15 protein-coding genes and 8 tRNA genes are annotated in these 22973 nt (G+C 38.7%); 14 read left to right on the top strand and 9 right to left on the bottom strand.

Annotation, left to right across the window (positions count from 1 at the left end; genetic code table 11):
• Positions 1–71: 71 nt before the first annotated feature.
• From I6F47_RS09790 to folE2, 4 genes are all read right to left on the bottom strand, one after another.
• Positions 72–1016 (bottom strand): cobalamin biosynthesis protein CobD/CbiB, encoded by a 945-nt coding sequence (locus I6F47_RS09790; protein WP_197183755.1) that lies wholly within the window; start codon positions 1014–1016, stop codon positions 72–74.
• On the bottom strand, positions 1017–1724 hold the full coding sequence (mtnN, locus tag I6F47_RS09795) for a 5'-methylthioadenosine/S-adenosylhomocysteine nucleosidase (RefSeq protein ID WP_024594517.1): 708 nt from the start codon (positions 1722–1724) through the stop codon (positions 1017–1019). It abuts the gene before it with no gap.
• 122 nt (positions 1725–1846) lie between these two features.
• Positions 1847–2443 carry a DUF2726 domain-containing protein gene (locus I6F47_RS09800; protein ID WP_007582968.1) on the bottom strand — a complete coding sequence of 199 codons (597 nt, stop codon included), beginning with the start codon at positions 2441–2443 and terminating at the stop codon, positions 1847–1849.
• Positions 2444–2559: 116 nt separating this feature from the next.
• The gene (gene folE2 / locus I6F47_RS09805) at positions 2560–3480 is read right to left on the bottom strand and encodes a GTP cyclohydrolase FolE2 (protein WP_024589695.1); all 921 of its coding nucleotides are present in this window, start codon (positions 3478–3480) and stop codon (positions 2560–2562) included.
• Between the two features lie 232 nt (positions 3481–3712).
• Here folE2 and arcB point away from each other — a divergent pair, with 232 nt between their 5' ends.
• Complete coding sequence (gene arcB, locus I6F47_RS09810) at positions 3713–6031, top strand: aerobic respiration two-component sensor histidine kinase ArcB (protein WP_165722089.1); 2319 nt, start codon at positions 3713–3715, stop codon at positions 6029–6031.
• Positions 6032–6047: 16 nt separating this feature from the next.
• Here the strand turns inward: arcB and arcA are convergent, their stop codons facing one another.
• The 4 genes from arcA to trmB all read right to left on the bottom strand — a co-directional run bounded on the left by arcA (position 6048) and on the right by trmB (position 10829).
• A complete protein-coding gene (gene arcA / locus I6F47_RS09815; protein ID WP_002962549.1) occupies positions 6048–6764 on the bottom strand; it encodes a two-component system response regulator ArcA in 717 nt (238 codons plus the stop codon).
• A gap of 491 nt (positions 6765–7255) precedes the next feature.
• Entirely contained in the window at positions 7256–8860 is a 1605-nt protein-coding gene (locus tag I6F47_RS09820; RefSeq protein ID WP_197183756.1) for a sensor histidine kinase, read from the bottom strand.
• Positions 8861–9011: 151 nt separating this feature from the next.
• On the bottom strand, positions 9012–10037 hold the full coding sequence (locus I6F47_RS09825) for a methyltransferase (protein WP_197183757.1): 1026 nt from the start codon (positions 10035–10037) through the stop codon (positions 9012–9014).
• A 66-nt stretch (positions 10038–10103) separates the two neighbouring features.
• A complete protein-coding gene (trmB, locus tag I6F47_RS09830) occupies positions 10104–10829 on the bottom strand; it encodes a tRNA (guanosine(46)-N7)-methyltransferase TrmB (protein WP_007582957.1) in 726 nt (241 codons plus the stop codon).
• A 161-nt stretch (positions 10830–10990) separates the two neighbouring features.
• Between trmB and mutY the strand changes: the two genes are divergently transcribed.
• Positions 10991–12052 (top strand): A/G-specific adenine glycosylase, encoded by a 1062-nt coding sequence (gene mutY / locus I6F47_RS09835; RefSeq protein ID WP_024594521.1) that lies wholly within the window; start codon positions 10991–10993, stop codon positions 12050–12052.
• A 35-nt stretch (positions 12053–12087) separates the two neighbouring features.
• Complete coding sequence (locus I6F47_RS09840) at positions 12088–12360, top strand: oxidative damage protection protein (RefSeq protein WP_007582954.1); 273 nt, start codon at positions 12088–12090, stop codon at positions 12358–12360.
• 52 nt (positions 12361–12412) lie between these two features.
• Here the strand turns inward: I6F47_RS09840 and I6F47_RS09845 are convergent, their stop codons facing one another.
• Positions 12413–15190 carry an ATP-binding protein gene (locus I6F47_RS09845; protein WP_197183758.1) on the bottom strand — a complete coding sequence of 926 codons (2778 nt, stop codon included), beginning with the start codon at positions 15188–15190 and terminating at the stop codon, positions 12413–12415.
• Positions 15191–15532: 342 nt separating this feature from the next.
• Between I6F47_RS09845 and I6F47_RS09850 the strand changes: the two genes are divergently transcribed.
• The 11 genes from I6F47_RS09850 (at position 15533) to I6F47_RS09900 (ending at position 22936) form a co-directional block, all read left to right on the top strand.
• Positions 15533–15608 (top strand) — tRNA-Phe (locus tag I6F47_RS09850).
• Between the two features lie 71 nt (positions 15609–15679).
• Positions 15680–15755: transfer RNA gene (locus tag I6F47_RS09855), tRNA-Thr, on the top strand.
• Between the two features lie 55 nt (positions 15756–15810).
• Positions 15811–15886: transfer RNA gene (locus tag I6F47_RS09860), tRNA-Phe, on the top strand.
• A gap of 57 nt (positions 15887–15943) precedes the next feature.
• A tRNA-Thr gene (locus I6F47_RS09865) sits at positions 15944–16019 on the top strand.
• Between the two features lie 55 nt (positions 16020–16074).
• Positions 16075–16150: transfer RNA gene (locus tag I6F47_RS09870), tRNA-Phe, on the top strand.
• Positions 16151–16207: 57 nt separating this feature from the next.
• Positions 16208–16283: transfer RNA gene (locus I6F47_RS09875), tRNA-Thr, on the top strand.
• 51 nt (positions 16284–16334) lie between these two features.
• Positions 16335–16410, top strand: a tRNA-Phe gene (locus I6F47_RS09880).
• Between the two features lie 102 nt (positions 16411–16512).
• Positions 16513–16588, top strand: a tRNA-Thr gene (locus I6F47_RS09885).
• Positions 16589–17134: 546 nt separating this feature from the next.
• Positions 17135–18550 carry an efflux transporter outer membrane subunit gene (locus tag I6F47_RS09890; RefSeq protein WP_165722085.1) on the top strand — a complete coding sequence of 472 codons (1416 nt, stop codon included), beginning with the start codon at positions 17135–17137 and terminating at the stop codon, positions 18548–18550.
• On the top strand, positions 18540–19856 hold the full coding sequence (locus tag I6F47_RS09895; protein WP_010554901.1) for an efflux RND transporter periplasmic adaptor subunit: 1317 nt from the start codon (positions 18540–18542) through the stop codon (positions 19854–19856). Before I6F47_RS09890 ends, I6F47_RS09895 begins: the two co-directional genes overlap by 11 nt.
• Positions 19853–22936 carry an efflux RND transporter permease subunit gene (locus tag I6F47_RS09900; RefSeq protein WP_007587324.1) on the top strand — a complete coding sequence of 1028 codons (3084 nt, stop codon included), beginning with the start codon at positions 19853–19855 and terminating at the stop codon, positions 22934–22936. The genes I6F47_RS09895 and I6F47_RS09900 overlap by 4 nt, the downstream gene beginning before the upstream one ends.
• Positions 22937–22973: the final 37 nt, after the last annotated feature.

Consider the following 22973-nt stretch of genomic DNA (forward strand, 5'->3'; position numbering starts at 1 on the left):
AGCCTAGGCTGGTTTTTTTGTGCTCGTATTTTGGCTGAAAAATTAGTTACGAGGTAGTCACTAAATAGTCACTAAATCACTTTTAATATTTCGATACTTACAATTACTAACAACCAAAATACACGCGCCTGATTTAATCTATTAATTATTACAGGTACATCCTCGGGTGTAGGTAGTCTATCAGTACCAATACGCATTTTATTAAAGCGAGTACCTAAATAAACTGCAGGCCCGCCCAGCTGCACACCAAGTGATGCAGAGCATGTGCTTAGTAGCCAACCTGTATTTGTTTGGTAAAAATGTCTGCCATAATGCTTTATGTAGTGCATGCTTTTTTTGCTCGCTCTACTTGCTGCAATAGTTAAAGCGAGTAAGCGCATTGGAATATACTCAATAATAAACAAGAGAGTTTTAAGCGGTTTTAAAAAGTAGCTATTTGGGGATATATCACTACGCCAGGCTTGTTGTATTAAAGTAAGCAATCGATAGGCGAGGGCAGTAATAGGGCCAAAGGCTAAAAATATAAATATAACTACGAAATAGTATCGAGCAGTGCGCAGTATTAAGCTTTCAATTAATGCTTTAATAATACCAGGAGATGAAAGCCTATTAACTTCACGGGCAAGCAGTGGTTTTAGTAATTCGCGTGCTGTCGATTTTTGATTTTGTTTAGTTAGCTTTGCAATGCGAAGTGCTTTTTTATCAATACTCTTACTTTCTAAGCATAAGTATAAAATAAGACCTGCGAGTAATTCAGGGTAAAAAGCAAACTCGAGTAGTAGCACTACAATAATGAGAATGACACTTAAAATGAGCGTGCTTGCGAGTATAGCTGCCAAATATTGATAGCTTTTAGGTTCTTTGCTTTTGTATATGCGCTTGCCAATAGCACTAAAAACAGCATTTAACGCTGTATTAGGATGATACCAGCTAATAAGGGGAATAAAGCGCTCAGCAAGGAGCGCTAGTATGAAGGCAATAAAGTCCAAGTGGTTTTGAACAATATTGCTAAGCATTTACAGAGACACTGCAGTTAGCTTTTCTAAAAGTGCGACAACCATTTTAGATGAGTTGATTGATGCTGTTTCTAGGTATTCTTCAAATGATTGTGGTGACTCTTTACCTGCTATATCAGACATTGAGCGAATTACAACAAATGGTGTGTTAAGCGTAAAACACGTTTGTGCAATTGAAGCGCCTTCCATTTCAACGGCAAGCATTGTAGGAAAATCACTGCGTGCTTTATCGATACGCACAGGGTCACACATAAATGTGTCACCAGTACAAATTAAGCCAACAAGTGTTTTAACATCACTGATTTGTTCGATTGTTTGTTGTGCTGCTTCAACTAATTTAGGGTGTGCTGTAAAACCTGCTGGCATTTGTGGTACTTGGCCAATTTCGTAGCCAAAAGCAGTAACATCTACATCGTGATGACGTACTTCTGACGAAATTACTACGTCGCCAACACTTAGAGAAGGATCGAATCCACCGGCAGAGCCTGTGTTAATTACGCAATCAGGTTTGAAGTTATCAATCAGTAAGGTAGTTGCAATTGTTGATGCTACTTTACCAATACCAGATTGAACAAGTGTTACTGTGTTACCAGCCAATTCACCAGTATAAAAAGTGAAACCTGCTTTAGTTAAAATATGTGGGTTTTGCATCGCTTCACGTAAAATTTTAACTTCTGGCTCCATTGCGCCAATAATACCAACATTCATAATGTTTAATTCCTGAGTTTGAATCACTTGATTATACGTGAAGTTAGCAATAAAAAACAAAAAAGCGAGCTTGTTTATGAGCTCGCTTTAAATACTTTTTAGGAGAGTATTTAATTTGGTTTTTAAATTTCAGCTAAAGCAGTTGTTTGTGCTTTGGCTTGAGAAGGTGAAAGTACCGCTGGCTTATGTGAGCGATTACGAACAGGGCGCTGCGTTTGTGTTGCTGCAGGCTTACCAAGTTTAAACATAATTGCATCGCGTACTTCAGAAGGACGGTAGCCCGATTTAACTTTCATACGAATATGTGGAATGCCCGCAGACTCTAGTGCACCGTTTACAAACCAGTCGCGTTGAGCTTTGTGGCCATCTTTATTGGCATTGTTAACTAGGTCAACGGCCGCAACAATAGTTAGTTTTTCTTTATCGATTAATACAAAGTCGAGTTGCTTATTTTTAGCTTTAGCTAAAGCAGCACGTTTAGATTTAATAGAAAGACCTTGCTTACAGTCAATAACGTCAATTAGCTTAACGCGACTAACAATTTTATATTGATCGCCTACAGCACGCTCGAGAAGATTTAGAAAAGCGCCTTCAACCTGCGTAAAAACAGTTTGCTTGCGGGTAAAAGGATACGGGTTTCCGCCATCGTCATTAAATTTTGACGCAACAACAGAAGCCCCGACAACTAATACTAGAATTAATAATAAAGCGAATTCCATACGGTAACTCCATAACAACAAATTGACACTGCTCAAATAAAGCAATTTACGTGCCTAAAAAGTATGAGTTATAAAATAATTACCAACTGTTTATAAAAGCTAAAACTATGTAGCTATTAAGCTTTGTATCCACCTTCAATACCTTTAACCGCAATAGCTACAGCATCGTGTGCATGGAGTGATTCATAATGGTTTATTTGCAGCCAGTAATCGCTGTAATTATCTGTTTCTAATAAAGCTTTAATTTTACGCGCTGCATCTTCACAAAACATAAGATTTTGACCATTTAAACGGGCAAATTCTTGCTCGTCTTCGCGTTTTACTGCCGCTTGTACAGGCGTTTTAAGTTCAGCTTCGAGGGTATTTATTAGAGTCACTACGTCAAATTCTTGAATATTGCTGTCAAGCTTTACTTTTACGTTGGCAATAGAGCGCTGCGAGTGAGGTGTAGCGACTATGCCTTGTGTAGTGCCTAGCCATTCGTGCACATCTTTTTGGCTTAAGGTTTCTTGGTTAAACTTTTCGTTAAACGCGTTTTGTATAAGCTGGCGCGCAAGTGCTGCAGAGCAAGGGCACGTTGAAGAATAGGTAACATCTACAGTTAGCTCGTAGCTAATAATGTTATTTTCAATTGTACTGGTAAGTACAACTGGGTAGCTTTTCCAGCCCGCTTTACCACTTAATAGTGATTTACGGCGTAGCGGTAATTCAAATTTAAATTCAATTTGTGCTTTATCGCTCAGCCCTTCGTGGCTAGTTATAAAAGTATCGAGTGCTTGCGCTATTGTTTGCGGATTGACTTGCTGCTCAGTTGAAAGCAGGTCAAGTGCTAAAAATAGACGTGACATATGAATGCCTTTGGCATCTTCTTTATGCAAATTTACAAATGCACGAGCTTTGGCATTTACTGTAACTGGAGATAAGTCTCGTGACTCAAAAATAAATGGCAGTTCGATTTCGCCCATGCCAACCCAGTCTAATTTACCTGTTTGTAAAGCGGGTGCAGTGTCTGCTATATCTGGCATATTGGTTTGCATGTGCGCTACTCGTATTTTGGAGATAATAAAGCGGGGCATTTTACACTAAATAATTTATTGCTGAAATGATGAGTTTAAGAGATGAGCAAAATCAAACATGAAAAATTCTGTTTTTATCGCACAACATGGGTAGTAGTAGGAGAAAAATGCTAAAATCTGGGAAAATGGCATGTTTATACATGCGCATTGCCTTCTTTATATTTAAGCACACAGCTAAGAGATAAAATTACGTATGACCGATTATTCTTTGAGCCCTTGGGCTCGGGTACTTTCCAGCTCAATAACGCGATTTGGTGAATTTAAAACCGCAGCTATTTGTTACACTTTATTTTTAACTGTATCTCTTATTTTATCGAGCATGTTTTATTATGTTGCGATAGGCGAATTACACCTTGTTGATATTTTGGCTGTGGTATTTTTTACGGCTGTAGTTTCTCCTTTAATTATAAGTGTATTACTTAATTCAATTCGTCAATTAGATGCCTCGTATGCTTATTTAGATAGCGCAACCAAGCAGGAAAAGCTCTTAAACCAAACCTTAAAAGACAACATTAGTCGTTTAAATATTGAAATTGATGAGCGTAAAATGGCATTTCATGCCAAGCATCGCGCTATTGAAGAGCTGCGCCGAGAAATTGCTGAGCGTAAAAAAACACAACAAGAACTTGCCCAACAAAGTATGTTGCAACGCTCAATCGTTGATTCATCTCCCGATCTATTTTATTACCGCGATAACAACGGTGTATTTGCCGGCTGTAATAAAATGTTTGAAGAGGTAATGGGAAAATCAAGTAGTGAGTTAATAGGGAAAACGGTTGAGCAGATATTCCCGAGTCATTTTTTAGCTGAAGTTTTGGCAACCGATAAAGAAGTAGAGCAAAGCCATAAAGCGCTGACTATAGATGTAGGTTATGAAGTAAATGGTGAAACACGTTGGTTTGAGCTGCGTAAATTACCTTTTATAAATGATGACGGTGACTACATTGGTTTACTGGGTTTTGGTCGTGATATCACTAGCCGTAAAGAAGCTGCACAAGCACTCGAAACTGCCTATAAAGACAAAGGTAAGTTTATTGCTACGCTGAGCCATGAACTACGTACTCCTTTAAATGGCATTGTTGGTTTAACGCGTATGTTATTAGATACAGAGCTTAATAAGCAGCAGCGTAGTTGGGGCAATACTATTTTTTCGAGTGCTGAAACACTCGGTAATATTTTTAACGATATTATAGATTTAGATAAAATAGATAGGGATCAGCTCGATATAGCAACCAATTCTATTAATGTGTCAGACTTTATAAACGATGTAGTTAATTTTGCAGGCTTAATAGCTGAGCAGAAAGAGCTTGAGTTTGATATTAAGCGCAATGGCATACTTGATGTTTACGCGCAGCTCGATCCGACTCGATTACGCCAAGTTGTTTGGAACTTAATTAACAACGCCGTTAAGTTTACTCAGCAAGGCAAAGTAACACTCGAATGCAGCAGAGAAAATCGTGTAGAAGGCCCATGGTTAGTTATTAAGGTACTAGATACCGGTCAAGGTATTCCACCAGAGCAGCTTGCCCATATATTTGATATGTATTACAAAGCGCCGGATTTAAAAGGCACTAACGCAATAGGCTCAGGTATTGGTTTAGCTGTAACCAAGGCACTTGTAAGTGCAATGAAAGGGATAATTACGGTAAATAGTACTGAAGGCGAAGGAAGTTGTTTTACAGTGCAAATACCGCTTAGTTTATGTGTTGCACCAACAGAGCAAAGTTATGTTGGCCGTGGTTTGTATATTCTACTAGTAGAAGATGTGCCTCTTAATGCCGAAATTGCTACAAACCTATTAGAGCAACGCGGCCATGAAGTGTTATGGGCTGAAACCGGTGAAGATGCACTCTCGTTTGTCGAAACCGAAGATGACTTAGACTTAGTACTACTTGATATGCAATTGCCAGATATAAACGGTGATGTGGTTGCTAAACAAATACGCTCAGATAGCCACTTCGATAAATTACCTATTGTTGCTCTAACTGCCAATGTACGCAGTGCTGAAAAAGAGCTTGAAGGTATATCAATACAAGGTGCGTTGGCTAAACCAATTAACACAGTCAAGCTTGATAAAATGCTGGCTGACTTATTTGGCATTAAGCAAAGTGAGTGCACAGAGCCACAGCTAAAAGTAAGTGAAGAAGCGCTAGAGGGCATTGATGCACACTTATTAGATATTGAAACAATAGAAGACTTTGTAAATTCGATGGGCTTGGTTGTATTTAGACGCAGTAGTCAGTTATTCGAAAAGCTAAGTCCACAATATCAGCAAGAATTACTTACCTCATTAAATACCGGCGATAGAGAAGAGTATGAATCAGTAGCGCATAAACTTAAAGGTGCGGCTGGATCGGTAGGTTTAAATGATGTGCAGCTTCATGCCAAAATAATGGAGCATGGTGCGATTGATGAATCTGATGAAATGTTAAAGCAGTGGTTAGATGTTTTAGCAGATAAAATAAATGAAGGACAAAAAGCCCTTCATTTATTTTTACAGCAATTAGAGTAAAACTAATTAGCTCTAATTAAGCGTCAATTTTACCAATGAAACGGTAACCTTCACCATGGATGGTGCTGATTAACTCTGACGTTGAGTTATCACTTTCAAAATGCTTACGAATGCGACGAATAGTAACATCAACAGTACGGTCATTTGCGCGAAGCTCACGGCCTGTCATGTGCTTGATTAATTGCTCACGACTAAAAATACGACCTGGAGAATCAAGCATTAAACGAAGTGCTCTGTACTCACCTTTTGGTAAACGTTTAGCGTCGCCATTTGGAGAAGTAAGACAGCGGCTATTTTCATCAAGTTCCCAACCGTTAAACGTAATAACACCATTTGTTTCTAGTGCTGACTCTTCACCGCCTAAAGCAGTACGAGTAATAAGGTTGCGAGCTCTAATAGTTAATTCACGCGGGTTGAATGGCTTAGTAACGTAGTCATCTGCGCCAATTTCAAGACCTAAAATACGGTCAACATCGTTGTCACGACCCGTTAGGAATATAAGACCTACTTTACGCTTTTGGCGTAATTCACGGGCTAAAATAAGACCGTTTTTACCAGGAAGGTTGATATCCATAACTACAAGATTAACGTCATCGTTATTTGTAAGCTTGTCATGCATATCATCGCCATCAATGGCTTCAATAACTTTGTACCCTTCAGCTTCAAATAAACTAACTAGGTTCAGTCGAGTTACGTCTTCATCTTCTACGATTAGAATGACTGGCGTTTGCATTATTAATTAACCTTTTGGAATATTTTATTTATAAAAAAACCGGTGACGAATTTATAACCGATTACTAGAGATTATAGGATTATACCCATTTGTTAACAAGGAAAAAACAAATTGGATAAAAATAAAACAGTAGGGTGTCCAAAGTCTACTAAAAAGGGCAGTGCAAAAACTACTGTTTAATTGATATATACGTGGATGTAGCTATTTGAATCATAAAGTCGAAGCCATTTTCCTTTAATAATTGATACATCATTCAATCAAACAAGGTACTTAAAATAATCAGACTAATTCAAAGCAAAACTATATCACTTTCTAACCTTTCATCAATGTATGTGATACAGCAAAGATAAAAAAGTTCATAAATCGCTTGGTAATATTTATTTAATGCAATTAAATAATGTTACGCGCTTATCACATGCCTCATTAATGAGGTCATTAAATGCTAATTCAAGGATAAATTTTAAATATATGCACTTTTTAGTGATCTTTATTTAAGGAATAGTAATTATAAAGCGAGCACCGTGTTTTTCTTCAAGATCAAACATAACTCTTCCGCCAAGTGCTTGTGTTACTAGGTTGTAGACCAAGTGCATGCCTAAGCCGCTTGCGCCTTGTCCGCGCTTTGAAGTTACAAACGGGTCAAAAATTCTATTTTTAATGTTTTTATCAACGCCTTGACCGTTGTCAGAATAAACTATTGTTAATTTTTTCCCTACTAGTTCTACGTCAAAGCGAATTTCATTATTTTCTTTACCTATAAATCCATGAATCACAGAGTTCATAAGCAACTGCTGAAACACTTGTTGCAGAGGTTCAGACTTACTATGAATAGCCAAGTCGGTCGGGCAGTTAATGATAACGACAGGCTTTTTAGGCAGTAACTCAGATTGTATTGATATTAAAACATCGCTAATTAATTTATGCACATTAATGTAGGTATTAACACCGTCGTCTTGAATAACGGCCACTTTTTTAAAATTAGAAATAAGGTCAGCGGCACGATTTAAGTTACGATAAATTAAGTCTAAGTTTTCAATACCTTCATCTATAAATCGTTTTAAGTGGTTAGAGGTTAGTTTTTTATCATTAAAGCTTTGCTGTATATCTGCCAGTTTATCTCGAAGTAATGTAGAACCTGTAATACCAAGCCCTATTGGTGTATTCACTTCATGGGCAACACCTGCCACCATTTGCCCTAAAGAAGCCATTTTTTCGTTTTCAACAATTTGTGTTTGATACTGATGCATTCGCTCAAGGGTTGATAATAGCTCTTGATTTGCCTCTCTGAGAGCAATAGTTCGTTGACTTACTTTTTCTTCAAGACTTTGGTTGAGCTGTTTTATTTCTTGTTTATCTTTTTCGTGGCGCTCAAGCTGCTTTTTGGTACGGGCAAGCATGATATTTAAACTATTTGAAAGAGCGGTTATTTCTTTTACATCGGTTATTGGCGCGCGTGCATCATAGTTATGATTTTTAGATACATCCTGCAATAGCATGCTTAACTGCTCTATTGGCTTGGCTATACGTCGTTGAACTTTTATAGCAATAAAGTAAACAACGATTAAAATTAATAGAGTTAATAGCACGTCTATTAATATTTTTCTCTCAATATAAGTCTCTAAACTTTCGAGGCTCCCTCGCATATATACATAACCTACCAACTTTTCGTTATCGTAAATAGGGCGGGTTAGTTCAATATGATCGCTCGTAATTCGTGGCGTTTTTAGCTCATCAACACTGTCTATTCTTAACGGCACCGGAGGCGTTTTTTTTGCATTAAAGCTAATAAAAAAAACAGGTTTTTGAGATGCTTTTTCTATTGAATAAATATGTATGTTTTTTACAAGGGGGATATTTTCAAATGACTTGAGGCGTTTTTCTTCTGTTTTTCTATCATCTTCAACTACTGATTTACCAGCATCAAAAGCTACAATTTCAGAAAGTATGACGAGTTTATTAATGATTAATTGCTTTTGCTCTTTTACGCTTAAATAAGTAGATATCGAAATAGATAGCGACAAGCAAATAGCTGTAATAAGCATAATTAAATTTATGAGTGCTTTGCGAATGCTACTTTGATGAACTTTTTTAGGCATTATTTCGTTATCGCCTGAATTAATTTTGATTATTTAGAGTTTTAGTTTAGCAAAGACGGGAGAAAATGAAGGAAAAAAGCTAAATTAATTCTTATATTTATGCGAAGGTTAGCTTGAGCGCGTTTGCACTCAAGCATTTTTAAAAATAATACTAGCTGCTATATACGGCAAACTTGTTATTTTTAAATACCGTTTGGTAGCTTTCAAATTGCGTTTCTAAAATAGGTGGGTATTTTAAAAAGCTGTTAGCAACAATATTCAGCTTTCCTACTTTAGTTAAATGCTGTTTTGCATTTGCTAAAAATGTTTCTGCTACTGTGTAGTCGGTTGCAATACCTGTATGAAAAGGTGGATTGCTAATAATTAAATCAAACTTACCGGTAATGCTTTTAAGGCCGTCACTTAATATCGCTTCGCCTTTGATGCTGTTAAGCTTTAGAGTTTGCTGTGTTGCGTAAGTTGCCAGTGCACTTACATCACTACACACAAACTCAAGTGCTGGATTATGCAGCCCTAAAAAGGTTGCTATTAAACCTGCGCCACAGCCAAAGTCGAGAACCCTACCTTGCTTAATTGTCGGTGCGTTTTCGAGTAGAACTTTCGTTCCCATATCTAAACTACCGTGATTAAACACCCCAGGGACACTAATAGCTGTAAACTCGGTGTCGGCAACATTAACAACGAACTTTTTATGGTAGGCCGTAATATCAAAATTAGGGTGCTGGGTAATCTCAGCAAATGAGTAAAGAACGCAGTGCTTAGCCGAATCAATTTTGTTACTAAACTCTGCTTTGCCAGCTAATTGCTTTTCAATTGATTTAACACCACTTTTATTTTCACCTACCACTAATAGCTCGGCATCATCAGTAATAGCAGCTCGAATATTATCAAGCGCCATTAATAACTCAGGTTTTGATTTAGGATAGTAAAGAATAACTAAATCGTAGCCGTTACCAGGTATTGTGTGATTTACACAAATCTCAACGTCCTTGGTGTTTTTAGCAAACTCACCGTTAGCATGGTTGTAGCTAAATGCAGTTACTTTGCTTTGCGGGTTAAGTTTTTTAAGCTCTGTTAAAAAGCCATCTTGAACAAAGTTGACCACCAAGATAGATTTGCCCGTTAGTGCCTCGCTATTACGAAGTAACAGTAAACTTGGGTTGGTTAGTACGCTCATAAATGGCTTTGCCTTACAGTATGTTTAGTTTTATTAAAAATAAAAGTGAGTGCTTAAAGTTACAAATTACTCAGTACGTTCAAACATTAAATCCCACACGCCATGACCTAGGCGATGTCCGCGCTGCTCAAACTTAGTAAGCGGGCGCAAATCTGGACGTGGAACATAATCGTTTGTTTCTGATTGGTTTTTAAAACCAGGAGCTACATTCATTACTTCGAGCATATGCTCTGCATAGTTTTCCCAATCTGTTGCCATATGAAAAACGCCACCCATTTTCAGTTGGGCTCTTAGTTTTTCAACAAACTCAGTTTGTACAATACGGCGTTTATGATGACGCTTTTTATGCCAAGGATCAGGGAAAAACAACTGTAGTGTTGTTAAGCTTTCATTAGGTATACAGTCTGCAAGTACTTCAACTGCATCGTGTTCAAAAATACGTAAGTTAGTAATGCCTGCTTCATCGGCATCCATTAAACAAGCACCAACGCCTGGGCGGTGTACTTCAATACCAATAAAGTTTAGGTGAGGGGCATTTGTTGCCATTTCGACAAGCGATTTACCCATACCAAAACCAATTTCTACTACTACATCGTTGTTGTTGCCAAAAACTTCGCTTAAATCAAGCATACCGTTTTTATGCTCTAGGCCCATTGTTGGCCAGCATTTTTCGATTGCAGCGGCTTGGCCTTTGGTTAATCGACCTTCGCGTTTTACAAAACTGCGAATGGTGCGGATGTATTTACCTTCTTGCTTAGCTTGCTCAAGGTTAGTGTTGCTTGATTCACTCATATTATTGGCCTGACAAAAACAATGTGTTTAAAAATGGTTGCATATTATCCCTGACCGAGCCCGCAATCACAAGTATTAGCTGGTTTTACACGCCCTATAGCTTGATCTTTTTATTAACTACAATAGACTGAGCCGCCATTGAGCATCAGTAAAAGTACAATATGTTGGATTTAAATAAAGAACAGTCTAATTCGTTTTCTAATCAAGTCGTTGATTGGTATCACCTTCATGGGCGTAAAACACTTCCATGGCAGTTGGGCAAAACACCTTATAAAGTGTGGGTGTCTGAGGTGATGCTCCAGCAAACTCAAGTTATTACTGTTATCCCATATTTTGAAAAATTTATGCAAAGCTTTCCAGATATTATTGCTTTAGCCGATGCTGATGAAGATTTAGTACTGCATCACTGGACCGGCTTAGGGTATTACGCTCGTGCGCGTAACTTACATAAAACAGCTAAAATAGTACGTGACAAGTACCAAGGCGAATTTCCGCAAACGCTTGATGAAGTAATGGATTTACCGGGAATAGGACGCTCTACTGCCGGGGCTGTTTTATCATTGTCGCTTGGGCAGCATCATCCAATTTTAGATGGAAATGTTAAGCGAGTCTTAGCGCGCTATTTTATGATAGAAGGTTGGTACGGTGTTAAAAAAGTCGAAAACCAGCTTTGGCATTTATCAGAGCAATTAACACCTAAAAATAATGTCACCGAATTTAATCAAGCTATGATGGATTTAGGTGCGAGTGTTTGCTCACGCAGCCGGTTTGATTGCGAGGCTTGCCCATTAAATTCAGGTTGTGGTGCTTTTAATGCAGGTAAAGTAAAAGAGTTTCCACATTCTAAACCTAAAAAAGCAGTGCCGAAGAAGAGTTGTCATCAGTTAATTATTCAGTGCGGCGATAAAGTGCTTATGGAAAAACGCCCTAACAGCGGTATTTGGGGAGGACTATTTGGCTTTTTTGAATTTAATGAGTACGAGGAGCTTCAAATATTTTTAGCTCAGCAAGGATTAGAAGCCAACTTAGTAGAGCTTGAAGCGTTTATTCATGTGTTTTCACATTTTGAGCTGAAGATTAATCCGCATGTGCTCAATGTTAAGAACATTCCTGATGTAGTAAATGACAAACAATTAGTGTGGTATCCGCTTGATCAATCAATAGAGGTTGGCCTAGCAGCGCCAACTAAAAAGTTGGTTAAACAAATTACAGCAATAGTATAGAATAGCCCCATATTTAGCGTTAGAGAGAATCAATCATGGCACGTACAGTATTTTGTCAAAAGTTACAAAAAGAAGCCGAAGGGCTTGGCTTTCAGTTATACCCTGGTGAAGTTGGTGAAAAGATTTTTAATAACATCTCTAAAGAAGCGTGGGGTCAGTGGCAGCATAAGCAAACAATGCTTATTAACGAAAAGCATTTAAATATGATGGACCCAGAGCACCGCACATTTTTAGAAGAGCAAATGGTTGGCTTTTTGTTTGAAAACAAAGATGTAGAAATTGAAGGTTATCGACCGCCTGAAAAGTAATATTTTAAACATTAAAAAAGGGCTAAATAGCCCTTTTTTTGTGTGCGATTATTTAATCACTTAACTCATCTTCTTGCTCAGAGATTTTAATTTGTTCTTTTAAAAATTGAGCTGCCTTAGAGTATTCAATTTCTAACTTATCTCTTAAGTCTATTAATTCATCGGTAGTGAGTTCACCTTTTTTACATTTATCTTCAAATGCACTTGAAAGTTCAGCCACCGTTTGGGCACCAATTGTTTTAGAGATCGATTTTAATTGATGACACCCTTCAATAATCTCATCTAAATCGTTAACCATAACGCCTGAATTAATCCCCTTAATTAGCCCTTGGCTTTGTTCTAAATACATTTTGAAAAAGCGTAACTGTTTAGCTTCGTCACCATTTACATATTTAGCAACCGCTTCCATATCAATAGGTAGCGCCATGGTTTGATGGATAACTACATTTGGGTTTTGGCTTTGCTTATCGCTCCAGCGTTTTAAGGTGTCCTCTAACGCGTTTAGCTCTATAGGTTTGGTAATGAAGTCGTTTATACCTACGGCTAAGCAACGCTCTTTTTCGCCTTTAAGTGCGTTTGCTGTTACAGCAATAATGTAAGGCTGTGCATCAATTGATTCTAATAGCTCTGCTTCGTTACGGATTTTTTCGACCATATCGTAACCCGACATTTTAGGCATGTGTAAGTCGGTTAAAATAAGTGAGTAATCACCTTTTCTCCACATATCTAAGCCTTCTTCACCGTTGTTTGCTATCTCAACGCCAAAACCTAGTATGTGTAATTGATCGGTCAGCACTTGTTGGTTTAAAAGGTTATCTTCAACAAGTAAAACCAATTTGTTTGATTTACGAGCTTGCTCAACATTTAAATAGTTATTAAGTGTTTTGGTTTTTTTAATTTGTTTAGGTGTATGCAAACCTGCAGCGACTAAAATAGACAGCATAAAGTTAGACTTACATAAAGGAGAGGCATTAATATAAAAAATATTATTATGATTTATAGCCGCTTCATCAAGCTTGCTTAGTACAACAACTTGTTGGTTATAATCCTCTAATGAATAAAATAAGCGTCTTAGCAGCGCGTTTGTTTTATCCATATTGTCTATGCCATCAGCCACCCAAATAATATCTTGCGAATGTTGATGCTCTTCAATTTCTTCTTCTGTGTGTGCATAAACTATTTTAGCGCCCATAAACGATAAATAACGGTACATTGTTTTTTCACGTTCTAGGTGATTACTAACTACAACAATTTGCTTACCATTTAATGCACCTTTGTGTGCGTACTTAATTCTACCCGATGTGCTAAACGGCAGTTCAACAGTAAACTCACTGCCAATTCCTGTATGGCTAGTTACATGAATAGTACCTAGCATAAGCTCAGTTAAGCTTTTACAAATAGAAAGGCCTAAACCTGTCCCTCCATATTCTCGGGTAATCGAATTTTCGGCTTGAATAAACGGATTAAATATTTCGCGTAGTTGTGCCTGCGACATGCCTTTACCGTTATCAGTTACGCAAAAGCGTAAGGTAAAGTGATCAGTCGTATTATGTACCACCTCTACTGATATTTTTACATGCCCTTGGGTTTTTTCATCAGTGCTCGTAAATTTAATTGCGTTGCTACATAGGTTATAAAGAACCTGACGTACACGTACGCTATCACCGGTAAGGTTTATAGGAATATCTGGTGCTATTGCTAGCTCTAAATCAAGCTCACGTTTTTTAGCAACTGATGAGAGCACACGAGCAACTTCTTCAATAGTATCGGTTACCGAAAATGGGATCGGATCAATATTTAGCTTTCCAGCCTCAATTTTAGAAAAATCTAAAATATCATCCAAAATGCTCAATAACGAAAATGCTGATTCACGAATAATAGTACTTAAACGATGCTGAGCGCCATCAAGTTCGGTCTGGCGCAGTAAATCAATAGTACCTATAACACCATTCATCGGTGTTCTTATTTCGTGACTCATCGTTGCTAAGAATGTTGTTTTAGTTTCGCTTGCTCGCTCTGCTTTTAATGTGGCTTGCTCAAGCGCTAAGGTACGATTTTGCACTTCGGCTTCTAGGCCATTTTGTAATTTATAAAGCTCTTTTTGTGCAGAGTCATTCTCGCTCATTGCAGTTTGTACTTTTTGTAGCAATAAGTTGATGTTTTTTGCTACTACACCTAAACCAATATCAAGTTGCTCATCAACATTACTATTGTAATTAGCATCTTCAGTAATTACCTGTAACTCTTGAGTAAGAGTGTCAGTACTTTTACGTAAGCGCGTATTAATGTACATATTAAACATTAAAGTAAGTATAAATAATGCAGCAACACTCGCTATCGCGATGATGTAAGCGATAACTTGAGAGTCTTGAACGCTTAAAGGCGTGGCTGGTATGTTTTGCTTAATAATAAGCTCGCCAATGGGCTGATCGTTTAACAATAGTAGGTGATGCAGAATACCTTCTTCTTTTAAGTGCTTTTCAGTTTTAACAGAAGCGATGGCTGGTTTACTGCTGCTATATACCAACTGAGTATCTGATGTAGCATTGAAGCGATATAGAGTATATTCAAAGTCACCGTCTAATAAGGAGGTTAAATCAAGTAACTGTTTTACTTTACCTTGACCATACATAGTTAATGCATCAACCATAGGTAAGTCTAATCTATCGGCAAGCGTTACAATATTAATAGATGATGCTGGTTGGGCTGTCTTAACTTCAGTTTGTGTATAAAATGAGTGGGCAACAATGGCGAGCGCTGTTACAGCAATATTAATGATTAAAAAAAGTGGCAGTAAGCCTTTAACTGGCGATGAGAATTTACTCTGCATTGATTGTTTCCAATTGATGTGTTTTTACTACGATAAGTCCCTATCGTACGTATCTAAGCTAATCGTAACATTTACAAAAAATAATTCACTACGGTTTTAGTCTGATTTAGTTATATTTATTTATAGTTATAGCCCGATTTGTGGTAAAAATGAACGTTATTAATAAAAAATGTACTGAGTTGTCTGAAAACCGTTCAAACAGTTATAAAGAAGAAAAAAAAAGTTGACTTGTAAGGGCAAAACTCGTTTAATACGCCGCACGCCCAGATAGCTCAGTCGCTAGAGATGAGTGGGAATTGCATTAAAAATCCTTTTAAGATTTTTAATTAGCACTGTTTAAGTGCCTCGATAGCTCAGTTGGTAGAGCAGAGGATTGAAAATCCTCGTGTCCCTGGTTCGATTCCGGGTCGAGGCACCATTTATTAAAGTAGTGGTGTTTAATCAACAGTTTAAACATTATTACGCGTGCCTTAGCACACAGTTTTGTGTGCCGACTTAGCTCAGCTGGTAGAGCAACTGACTTGTAATCAGTAGGTCAACCGTTCGACTCGGTTAGTCGGCACCATTTATAAAGCTAAAAGTTAAATAATTATTTTATTTTTAGTTAGCACAGTTTATGTGCCTCGATAGCTCAGTCGGTAGAGCAGAGGATTGAAAATCCTCGTGTCCGTGGTTCGATTCCGCGTCGAGGCACCATTTACTTTAAGTTCTCAATCTTTAAAATTGAACGTGCCTTAGCACACAGTTTTGTGTGCCGACTTAGCTCAGCTGGTAGAGCAACTGACTTGTAATCAGTAGGTCAACCGTTCGACTCGGTTAGTCGGCACCATTTATAAAGCTAAAAGTTAAATAATTATTTTATTTTTAGTTAGCACAGTTTATGTGCCTCGATAGCTCAGTCGGTAGAGCAGAGGATTGAAAATCCTCGTGTCCGTGGTTCGATTCCGCGTCGAGGCACCATTTACTTTAAGTTCTCAATCTTTAAAATTGAACGTGCCTTAGCACACAGTTTTGTGTGCCGACTTAGCTCAGCTGGTAGAGCAACTGACTTGTAATCAGTAGGTCAACCGTTCGACTCGGTTAGTCGGCACCATTTATTTAAAGTTAATTGTAAAGTATAACAATTAATTAGCACATTTTATGTGCCTCGATAGCTCAGTCGGTAGAGCAGAGGATTGAAAATCCTCGTGTCCGTGGTTCGATTCCGCGTCGAGGCACCATTTATTGAGAAGCCTTGCTTATGCAAGGTTTTTTTATTTTAAGTGCTTTATAAAAGTTCTCAATCTTTAAAATTGAACGTGCCTTAGCACACAGTTTTGTGTGCCGACTTAGCTCAGCTGGTAGAGCAACTGACTTGTAATCAGTAGGTCAACCGTTCGACTCGGTTAGTCGGCACCATTTATTTAAAAGCCTCGCTTATAGCGAGGCTTTTTTGTTTTCAACTTGAGAATTAAAAATACCCATAGTTAAGAGCAAAGCAACTGACTTGTAATCAGTAGTCTGTATAAGTTATCCGTTCGACTCGGTTAGTCGGCACCATTTATTCAAAAGCCTCGCTTATAGCGGGGCTTTTCTGTTTCTATATGTCTAATACCAATCCGCAATAATACTTAATCAATTTTAGGGATTAAACCTGACGCTAACTGCGTTAAAAATTTCTGATATAGAGCAACTAAATAACGAAATTTTTGCCTTGTTATCGACACGATTTTCTTACCTCAAAATAGATCACTTAATTAAGCGAATTGGTATAATCTCTTAGACACACTACAAAAAGTTAATTTTTTATTATTAAAAATTGCTGATCATTTGCTCATTTTTACCGTATAACTGGCTATTATGTTAGTTCATCGCTAGCTATGTAATGTTATGTAAAGTAGGTTGAGCAAAAGTTGCCAAAGTGCTTGAATTACGTTCATAAATAGCAGTAATTTAGGTTTAATTATGATTTGGCAATGCAAGCCAACCCTATTGGCAATTAGTGTGATGCTGCTTAGCGGCTGTGCGAGTGATTTTAACTCGTCGCAGCGCATGCAAGCGCCTAATAATATGCCACAGCAATGGCAGCAAGAAGCATCAAGCTCGGTATTAAAAGTACAAGAGCAATGGCTTACACAACTACAAAACCCTACGCTTAACAAATTTGTACAACAAGCACTTAAAAACAACCAACAGCTTTTACAAACTAGTTACGATGTAGAAATTCAAAAACAACAGCTTATAGTATCGGGCGCTGCGCTTTGGCCTAGCCTCGATTTATCAACGCGTACTAGCCGTAGTAAAGACAACCGCCCAGTGAGCTACGACAACGCAAGTTCAGTTAGTTTAAACTTAACTTACGAGGTTGATTTATGGGGTAAGCTTTCAGATTCAAAGCGCGAAGCTAATCTTAACTATTTAGCGCAACAGGCACGGTTTGAGCAAGCTAAACAGCAACTCGTTGCTGATGTGGTAACAGGCTGGTTTGATGTTGTTACATCACAACAATTACTCGATTTATTTAAACGCAGAGAAGCTAACGCACAGCAAAACCTAGATATTATCGAGTCTGGCTATCGCCAAGGTATAAACGAAGCACTCGATGTATATTTAGCCCGTAATGAGCTCAATACTGAACGCGCTCGCATTGCCACTCAAACGGCGAACCTATCGGCTTCAGCACGTGTACTTGAGCGTTTACTGGGTGAATACCCAAAAGGTGCCATTACTGCTAGTAGCGACTTACCCGTTATTAATACCGATATTCCACTAGGCTTACCTTCTGAACTTATAACACGTAAACCTACGCTGCGAGCAAGTTGGTATGATCTTTTAGCCACCGACGCTTCATTGGCGTATGCGCACAAACAACGCTTTCCAAGTTTAGATTTAACAGCTTCACTAAGTGATAGCACCGACAGAGTAAGCGACTTGTTTTCTCCATCAAGCCTTGCATGGTCGTTATTAGGTAGTATTTCAGCACCACTTTTTGAGGGCGGACGCTTAAAAGCGAATGAAGAAATAGCGCGCCTTAATACTCAAAAGCAAGAGCAACTTTATTTGCAAACGCTTTACGATGCATTTGGTGATGTAGAGAATGCGATTTCACAGCAGCAGTCTCTTAAATCACAATATAGCAGCACCCTTGAGGCGCAAGAAAACGCACTTGCAGCAGAGCAGTTGTCGTTTGAGCAATATCAAAGTGGCTTGGTAACTTACACTACGGTGCTTGACGCACAAGATAGGTCTTTCGATGCACAAAGCTCCTTAATCGACATTAAAAACCAATTAATAGCTAACAGAATTAACTTACACGTTGCCCTTGGTGGTGATTTTGCAAAGCCCTCAAGTGAACTAAAGAGCAATAATGATGAAAACTAAAACAGCAAAAATTATTATTCCAGCGGTGGTTATTATTGCCACTATTTTAATTGTTATGTTTATTAAAGGTAATCCGCCAGAGGCTAAACGCTTTGGCTCACCTCCTAAAGCATCAATAAGTGTGGCTGCGCTTGAGCTTAAACCACAAAATTACCAAGTGATGATTGATAGCTACGGTACGGTAAAACCACGTACACAAAGTTTATTAGTTGCTCAGGCATCTGGGCAAATAATTGAAGTAAGTGATGACTTTAGAGAAGGTGGCTTTTTTGAAAAGGGCGACGTACTTTTAAAGCTAGACGATAGAGATCATCAAGCTGAAGTTAAATCTGCTCAAGCCAATTTATTAACGGCAGAGCAAGGCTTATTAGAAGAAAAAGCGCGTGGACAACAAGCTATTACTGATTGGAAACGCCTTGGCGGCTCAAATCAGGCAAGCAGCCTAGTACTGCGTGAACCACAACTTGCAGCAGCCGAAGCAGAAGTTTTATCTGCTCAAGCAGTACTTGAAAAAGCCATGCTTGATTTAGAGCGCACTAAAGTAACCGCGCCATATGCGGGTCGTATACTTAGCCGTAGTGTTGATTTGGGGCAAGTTGTTACTAACAATACCCAGCTTGCCACTATTTACGCAATCGATAGCGTAGAGATTCGTTTACCGATTAAAAATAAAGATCTTCCGTTCGTAAATTTACCAGAGCAATATCGTGATGGCGCCAAAAATCAAGCAGGTTCAATTGTTAAATTTACCTCTGACTTAGTGGGTGAGCAAACGTGGCAAGGGCAGCTAGCGCGTACCGAAGGTGCTATAGATGAAGGTGCACAACAGCTTTACGTAGTTGCTAAAATTAACGACCCATATAAAGCAACGGCTAATAACCAGTACCCAATAAAAATAGGGCAATACATAAAGGCGCAAATTACCGGTAAAACAGTCCCTAACGCACTTATAATCCCTAACAGTACTATTTATCAAGGGACGTATGTTTATGTTGTTGAAGAGGGTGTACTCAAGCGTAAAGACATTACACTTGCTTGGCAAAATGCGACACAAGCGATGATAAAAACGGGATTAAATCCAAATGATAAACTGGTTATTACTCCACTAGGGCAAGTGAGTTCTGGAACTCAGGTAAGTATTTTAGGCGAACAAAGCACAGAGCAACCTAAAAGCCGAGGAGCTAATGGGCAAGGTAAAGGAAAGCGCCCGACGCCAGAGCAGCTTGAGCAAAAAGCAAAAGAGCAGGGTATTAGTGTTGAAGAGCTAAAAAAACGCCGCGCAGCAAAGCAAGGAGATAAGCCATGATCGCTTGGTTTGCCAAAAACCATGTTGCTGCTAACTTATTGCTAGTAACGCTGTTACTGTCGGGACTTTTTAGCTTATCAAGCAAAATACCGCTTGAGGTATTTCCTTCATTCGAAACTGACATGATAAGCGTAAATGTAAGTTTGCGTGGTTCAACACCAGAGGATGTAGAGCAAGGTGTAACTATACGAATAGAAGAAGCAGTACAAGATTTAGAGGGCATAAAGCAAATATTTAGTCGCTCTTCTGAAGGTTCTGGCTCTGTGACAATAGAAGTGGAAAGCGGTTACGACCCTCGTGAGCTTTTAGCTGATATAAAAAGTCGTGTAGACGCAATTAACACTTTTCCAGCCGATGCTGAAAAGCCGATAGTAGCGCTTGCTGAGCGAATTCGTGAAGTTATCGCGGTTACCGTATCGAGTGACTATGGCGAAAAAGAAACCCGCGAATACGCAGAAACAGTACGCGATCAAATCCTACGTTTACCTAATGTAACGCAGGTAGAGCTAAGTGGCGTTCGTGATTACGAAATAGCCATTGAAGTAAGCCAAGATATTCTTCGTCAGTACGATTTAAGCTTGGCACAAATATCGAGTGCTATTTCAAACTCAAGCTCAGATATTTCTGCTGGTAACTTAAAAACAGAAGGCGGGGACGTACTTATAAGCTCTAAAGGGCAAGCATATCGTAAAGATGAATTTGCCAGCATTGTTGTTAAAAACCAAGCCGATGGCACTATTATTCGCTTAGGTGATATAGCGACTATAAAAGATGATTTTGAAGAAACACCAGTACGTACTCGCTTTAATGGTAAGCAAGCTGCATTTATCGACGTATATCGAATTGGTCCACAAAGTGCGATTACAGTTGCTGACGATGTTAAAAACTACATAAAAGAGCAACAAAGCTCTCTCCCGCAAGGGTTTGAACTAAGTTACTGGGATGATGATTCGGAGCTGGTTAAAAGTCGTATTTCGACCCTTACTACCAATGCTTTACAAGGCGGTATTTTAGTACTGGCTTTACTTACTTTGTTTTTACGCCCTGCAATTGCATTTTGGGTATTTATTGGTATTCCGGTTTCGTTTATGGGCGCGTTTATAGCGATGCCTATTTTTGGCGTAACCCTTAATATTATGAGCTTATTTGGCTTTATATTGGTACTGGGGATTGTTGTTGATGACGCCATAGTTACCGGTGAAAACGTCTACACCCATTTAAAAACAGCTACGTCGGGCGAGCAGGCCGCAATTTTAGGTACTCAAGAAGTAGCAACACCAGTAACATTTGGTGTGTTGACTACCGTTGCTGCCTTTTTACCTTTGGCCTTTATTGAAGGGGCGCGTGGTGCCTTGTTTGCACAAATACCGGTAGTGGTTATTCCGGTATTATTGTTTTCATTGATTGAATCTAAATTTGTACTACCAGCACATTTAAAATATATAAAACTACGCCACGAAAAAGGCGAACCTTCAAAGTTTGATGTTATTCAACAGCGTTTTGCAGATGGATTTGAAAACGCGATTTTAAAATACTATCAACCCACTTTAAATTTAGCACTGCGCCATAAATTGGCTTCGGTAAGCTTGTTTATTGGTGTATTTGTTATAATTTTAACCATGATCACCAGCGGTTGGACTAAGTTTGTATTTTTCCCGCGCATACCAAGCGAAACAGTCCGCGTTAACTTAACACTACCAACAGGTACACCGTTTGAAGTAACTAATAAATACGTAATTGACATGTCGCAAAAGGCGCAGCAATTACAAGAAAAGTACCGCGATCCGGATACTGGCGAAAGCGTTATTTTAAATATATTAGCCACAACAGGCGGGCGTGGTGGTGTATCTAATTCAGGCTCTGTACGCTTTGAAATAACACCGGCTGAAAAGCGTGAATCAGACATAGGATCACGAGAACTTGCCAGCGAATGGCGCGATTTAATTGGTGTGATACCAGGCGCCGAAAGTTTAACGTTTAGAGCCGAAATTGGCCGAAGTTCAGACCCCATTGATGTTCAGCTTAGCGGCACTTCGTTGACTATTTTACAAGACGTGGCTGATCACATTAAAACCCGTTTATCGACCTATCCAACGGTATTTGATATTGCCGATAGTATGTCCGACGGTAAAGAAGAGTTACAAATAGAGCTTACGCAACAAGGTTTAGCGCTGGGCTTAAATAGAGTCAATGTAGCAGGACAAGTACGTAACTCGTTTTTTGGCTCGCAAGCACAACGTATTCAGCGAGGCAGGGATGACGTACGTGTAATGGTACGCTTACCTATAGATGAGCGCCGCTCTGTAGCTGACCTACAAAACATACTTATAAATACGCCTGATGGAGGCTCAGTGCCTTTATCGCACGTGGCAACACTTACTGCTGGGCAAAGTCCATCAACTATTAATCGAATAGACCGTTACCGCACATTAAACGTAACAGCCGATATCGAAAAAAATAATACCAACATGACCATACTGCAGGCTGACCTAACGGAGTATTTAGATGGGTTAATGCAGCAATATCCTGGAGTAGATTACAAACTAGAAGGTGAGGCTAAAGAGCAAAGAGAGTCGTTTGGGTCGTTGGCTTGGGCACTTGTGTTTGTATTTTTTATTATTTATGCGCTATTAGCAATACCGCTTAAATCTTACTTACAACCAATCATAGTAATGAGTGTTATTCCATTTGGCATGATAGGTGCTGTAGTAGGGCATTGGATCATGGGAATGGACTTAACTATTATGAGTTTACTCGGTATGCTTGCGCTAACCGGGGTGGTGGTAAATGATTCGCTTGTACTCGTTGATTTTATTAATAAAAAGCGCAGTGAAGGTGGTAAAGTTCTCGATGCTATAAAAATTGCAGGTGCATCACGTTTTCGCCCTGTAATGCTAACTAGTTTAACGACCTTCATTGGTTTAATGCCGCTGTTATTTGAAAAAGCGACTCAGGCGCAGTTTTTAATACCAATGGCGGTAAGCCTAGGGTTTGGAATTATTTTTGCGACCTTTATTACTTTATTGTTAGTACCAATAAATTACATGCTGATGGAGCGTTTTCAAGGTTGGTTTAAATAATACCAATCTGCATAAATCTTTGATCAATTTAACGAAT

Origin of the sequence: Pseudoalteromonas sp. NZS37 (assembly GCF_015864265.1) — a bacterium.
GTDB classification, from domain to species: Bacteria; Pseudomonadota; Gammaproteobacteria; order Enterobacterales; family Alteromonadaceae; genus Pseudoalteromonas; species Pseudoalteromonas arctica.

What these genes read in the sequence shown, in the direction of transcription:
- arcA (WP_002962549.1), bottom strand. Translation starts at nt 6,764, where the DNA reads ATGCAAACGCCAGTCATTCTAATCGTAGAAGATGAAGACGTAACTCGA.
- folE2 (WP_024589695.1), bottom strand. Translation starts at nt 3,480, where the DNA reads ATGCAAACCAATATGCCAGATATAGCAGACACTGCACCCGCTTTACAA.
- mutY (WP_024594521.1), top strand. Translation starts at nt 10,991, where the DNA reads ATGTTGGATTTAAATAAAGAACAGTCTAATTCGTTTTCTAATCAAGTC.
- I6F47_RS09800 (WP_007582968.1), bottom strand. Translation starts at nt 2,443, where the DNA reads ATGGAATTCGCTTTATTATTAATTCTAGTATTAGTTGTCGGGGCTTCT.
- I6F47_RS09895 (WP_010554901.1), top strand. Translation starts at nt 18,540, where the DNA reads ATGAAAACTAAAACAGCAAAAATTATTATTCCAGCGGTGGTTATTATT.
- I6F47_RS09820 (WP_197183756.1), bottom strand. Translation starts at nt 8,860, where the DNA reads ATGCCTAAAAAAGTTCATCAAAGTAGCATTCGCAAAGCACTCATAAAT.
- I6F47_RS09890 (WP_165722085.1), top strand. Translation starts at nt 17,135, where the DNA reads ATGATTTGGCAATGCAAGCCAACCCTATTGGCAATTAGTGTGATGCTG.
- I6F47_RS09825 (WP_197183757.1), bottom strand. Translation starts at nt 10,037, where the DNA reads ATGAGCGTACTAACCAACCCAAGTTTACTGTTACTTCGTAATAGCGAG.
- I6F47_RS09790 (WP_197183755.1), bottom strand. Translation starts at nt 1,016, where the DNA reads ATGCTTAGCAATATTGTTCAAAACCACTTGGACTTTATTGCCTTCATA.
- I6F47_RS09900 (WP_007587324.1), top strand. Translation starts at nt 19,853, where the DNA reads ATGATCGCTTGGTTTGCCAAAAACCATGTTGCTGCTAACTTATTGCTA.
- trmB (WP_007582957.1), bottom strand. Translation starts at nt 10,829, where the DNA reads ATGAGTGAATCAAGCAACACTAACCTTGAGCAAGCTAAGCAAGAAGGT.
- I6F47_RS09840 (WP_007582954.1), top strand. Translation starts at nt 12,088, where the DNA reads ATGGCACGTACAGTATTTTGTCAAAAGTTACAAAAAGAAGCCGAAGGG.
- I6F47_RS09845 (WP_197183758.1), bottom strand. Translation starts at nt 15,190, where the DNA reads ATGCAGAGTAAATTCTCATCGCCAGTTAAAGGCTTACTGCCACTTTTT.
- arcB (WP_165722089.1), top strand. Translation starts at nt 3,713, where the DNA reads ATGACCGATTATTCTTTGAGCCCTTGGGCTCGGGTACTTTCCAGCTCA.
- mtnN (WP_024594517.1), bottom strand. Translation starts at nt 1,724, where the DNA reads ATGAATGTTGGTATTATTGGCGCAATGGAGCCAGAAGTTAAAATTTTA.